We start from the raw sequence: 3717 nt of genomic DNA, 5'->3' as shown, positions 1-3717 counted from the left end.
CGAGACGCCGCCGTCCTCGGTCCCGTAGCACCCGCCCACCTCGATCCCGACCCAGAGCTTCTGCGGGTCGTCCGGGTGCGGGAGGATCGCGCTCAGGTCCGCCGCGCCCCAGGGGCTCGACCATTCCTCCGCGCCGGGCGCGGCCTGGAGGGCGGAGAGCGAGGTCCACGCGCCGTCCTCGCCGAGACGGTGGACGGCCGCGGGCTCGACGCCCGCGTAGGTCGCGCCGTCGGGGCCGAAGGCGAAGCACCACACGTCGCGCGCGTCGATCGCGAGCTCCGTCCAGTCGGTGCCGTTTGCGGACTCGTACGCGCCGCCGCCCCACGTGCCGGCGAGGAAGCGCCCGCCGGGGTCGCGCGTCACGACGCCGACGTCGCGCGAGAGGAGGCCGAGGGGCAGGTTCTTCGTGGTCCCCGCGGGGATGCGGTGCACGCCCCGCGCGGTCGCGACGGTGAGCGCGAGCGTCCGGCTGGCCGGCTGCGCGACGCGGGGAGCTTTCGGGAAGGGGGACGCCATGCGCAACCTTCGGCACCGTGACGTGCAAGTAGGTTTTGCCCCACGGAAGGAAAGAGGCCTGGACCTCCGTGAGGCGGACCGTCCAACCCCGCCGCAGGCGCGTGTCAAAGACCTGCGGCGGGGCGGTCGGCGGGCGGACGAGGCGGCGAGGGGTCTTGAGGTCGTTGGGCGCGAGATTGGATTCTCGCGACGACGGCCCGAGCCTGCTCGGGCCGCTACGCCTTCTCGAACTGCACGCCCGGCTTGTAGCTCGGCGTGAACCTGACCTTGGTCCCGAGCGGGAGGTCGGCGGCCTTCGCGACGTACGGGAGCCACCCGGAGACGCGGACCTTGTTGTCGAGCTCGACGACAACGAACGCGAACGGGATGTCGTTGATGTACTCCTCGCTCGAGACGTTCTGCACGGTGAACGAGACGACCTGGCCCGTCGGCGGCAGCTCGACGCCCTCGATCGCGCGCTTCCTGTCGACGGGGCACACGAGCATCGGTGTCGCCTGCGTGTGGCCGCACGTCGTGCACTTCCAGCCCATGAGCTTCCCGTCGCGCAGCGCCTCCTTGGCCTGCTGCATCGTGAACGCTTCCGAGGCCGCCATTCAGTTCGACCTCTCAAACATGTGGACCGCGCACGAACCGCCCGTCGCGCCCACGTTGTGCGTAAGCGCCGTCTTAGCGTTCGCGACCTGCCGGCCGCCGGCCTTGCCCGTGAGCTGGTCGAACACCTCGTTGATCTGCCCGAGGCCCGTCGCGCCGACGGGGTGGCCCTTCGCCTTGAGGCCGCCCGAGGGGTTCACGGGGCGCTTGCCGTCGACGCGCGTCGCGCCGTCGGCGGCCGCGCGCGCGCCTTCGCCGCGCTTGAAGAGACCGAGATCCTCGGTCGCGACGACCTCGGCGATCGTGAAGCAATCGTGGACTTCGAAGAAGTCGATGTCCGCGACGGTCTTCTTCGCCATCTTGAGCGCCTGGTCCGCGGCGACCCTCGTCGAGGGAACCGTGGTGAGGTCGGGGCGGTCCGGCAGGGACGCGATCGCGCCCGCGCGGCCGGAGCCCGCGACGCGGATGAGCGGCGCGCCGAGGGCCTGCGCCTTCTCCTTCGTCGTGAGGATCGCGGCCGCGGCGCCGTCGCTGAACGGGCAGCAGTCGTAGAGCTTGAGGGGCGACGCGACGACCATGCTCTTCATCACGTCGTCGAGCGTGATCTTCTTCTGGAAGTGGGCCTTCGGGTTCGAGGCCGCGTTCTCGTGCGCCTTCACGGCCACGGCCGCGAGCTGCTCCTCCGTCGTGCCGTGCTTCTTCATGTGCGCGGTCGCCATCGTCGCGTAGAGGCCGGGGAAGGACGCGCCGCACGCGCCTTCGTACACGTAGTCCGATCCGTACGAGAAGTACGACGTCGCGGTCACCGTGTCGAGCTGCGACACCTTCTCGACGCCCACCGCGAGCATCGTGTCCGCGAAGCCGCCCGCGACGTTCACGAACGCCTCGCGGAAGGCCGAGGACCCGGAGGCGCATGCGGCTTCGATGCTCGTGCACGGCACCTCGGGGACGCCGAGCGCCGTCATCACGAGGGGTCCGAGGTGCCCCTGCCGCTCGACGAGGCCGAAGGCGTTCGAGAGGAACGCCCCGTCGAGCGCCGTCGGCTCGAGGCCCGCGCGGTCGAGGGCCGCGAGGGAGGCCTCCGCGGCGGCCTCCCGGAGGGTGGAGGAAAGCTTGCCGTAGCGCGTCTGGCCGACGCCGACGAGATAGACATCACGCACGGGGAATCACGGGCTTCTTGAGCGTCGGATAGGGGATGAACGTTTGTGACGCGTGTTCACGCGAGAGAGTCGCACGCATGACAGAATTTCTCGCGGATTCGCCGGGAAAAGTAGGCGACACCTCCAAAAACATTACATACCCCGCTCGCTTCCTCGGGCTTTGGAGTCAACGGGCGGCCCCGTTCTCCTCAATAGCCTCCCCTCTTCCCTCAATTCCCTCTCCGGGGCCGCCCGAACAACTCCTCAACTTGTCCGGTTCTGCGTCGTCTCAGCCGGCGGCTTGGCAGAATAGACCCGTTGACACCCGGGGCATTCATAGGAGGCAACGTCCAGGACAATCCGGCACGAAATGCAGGTGGGCCGGGCCGCAATCTTTTCGAGACTCCAGACAGCAATGAGGTGCTGCACTCCTTGGATCATGAAGAACCCGACGCTGAGGAACGGCAAGAACCAAGCGTCGAGTGGGGAAGGCAGGTCTACTTTCAAGACGAGAATGGCAACCATGCCGAGAATCACGACGATGGTACCGCTGCGGCGCATGCCACGTACTGCGTCGATTTGCCACTCCTTCCGGGCGCTTCTGCCGCTCGCGAAGACACGATCGATGAGATCGTGAAAGAAATCCCCCGCGCGCTTTCCAAAGATTTTTCGGAAGCGTGATCGGCGGCGCGTGGGTCGGGCCATGCTACGGCCACGCGGTCGCTTCGCGCCGCGAACCATCGGGAGCGCCCCACGTGAGTCCGATCTTGCAGTTCGGACATGTGGCGACCCCGTGATCGATCATGACTCGGCACCGCGGGCACGGCGTGGACTTGTTGGCCTTCAGCAAGAGATAGGCAGCGATACCCCCGAAGAGAAGGCCGACCCAAAACCCAGAGTCGTCGTCTGCCACAAGGGTAAGATATCCTGTGATGTGAAAAGGTTTCCTTACCTGTTCGCGTCAGGCTGATAAATCATGAGCTACAGGCTCTGCCCGCGCACGCGCGCAAGCGCGCGGCGGAGCATCGACGGCTTCGGGGCGGGTTCGGGCGCGAACGCGGTTCCTTCGCTCCACCAGCGGTCCTGGTCGTGCATGTCGGAGACCATGAGCCCGACGCCCGCCGCGACGGCGGCTTCCGAGAGGGCCCGCGCGCGCTCGGATTCGAACGCGTGGAGGCCCGCGAGGCCCACGGACGCGACGATGCAGCCGAAGGCGCCGTGGTGCATGATGCGGCGGTCGTCCCACGATCGCCGCTCGCCCTCCTCGAGGTCGAAGTAGCGGTCGTTGTAGACGTCGCCGAGCGCCTTCCCGAAACGGAACCACGCGGTCGCGCGGGGTTGGAGGCGGCGCTCGACGGTCATGCCGCGGCGAGCAGGGAGGCCCCCCCGCATAAACGTTATCAAGGGGACCGTGGAGGGAGCGGCGCCTCGGGCGCGTCCTTCCCCCGGGCGCGAACAGCGCCGCCCGCCG

General features: G+C 68.3%; 5 protein-coding genes. All 5 read right to left on the bottom strand.

The window, feature by feature from the left end; all coding sequences use genetic code 11:
- Positions 1-516, bottom strand: a 516-nt coding sequence (locus VM889_04225) for a hypothetical protein (GenBank protein ID HVL47745.1), incomplete at its 3' end; no start/stop codon positions are given.
- Positions 517-731: 215 nt separating this feature from the next.
- On the bottom strand, positions 732-1109 hold the full coding sequence (locus tag VM889_04220) for an OB-fold domain-containing protein (GenBank protein HVL47744.1): 378 nt from the start codon (positions 1107-1109) through the stop codon (positions 732-734).
- A complete protein-coding gene (locus tag VM889_04215; protein HVL47743.1) occupies positions 1110-2267 on the bottom strand; it encodes a thiolase domain-containing protein in 1158 nt (385 codons plus the stop codon). It lies immediately after the preceding gene.
- A 243-nt stretch (positions 2268-2510) separates the two neighbouring features.
- The gene (locus VM889_04210) at positions 2511-2951 is read right to left on the bottom strand and encodes a hypothetical protein (GenBank protein HVL47742.1); all 441 of its coding nucleotides are present in this window, start codon (positions 2949-2951) and stop codon (positions 2511-2513) included.
- A 276-nt stretch (positions 2952-3227) separates the two neighbouring features.
- Positions 3228-3608, bottom strand: a complete 381-nt coding sequence (locus tag VM889_04205) for a hypothetical protein (protein ID HVL47741.1) — start codon at positions 3606-3608, stop codon at positions 3228-3230.
- Positions 3609-3717: the final 109 nt, after the last annotated feature.

This window comes from Candidatus Thermoplasmatota archaeon (assembly GCA_035540375.1).
Taxonomy (GTDB): domain Archaea; phylum Thermoplasmatota; class SW-10-69-26; order JACQPN01; family JAJPHT01; genus DATLGO01.
Note: the sequence above shows the minus strand (reverse complement) of the source record. Positions and strands in the feature narration are given on the sequence as shown.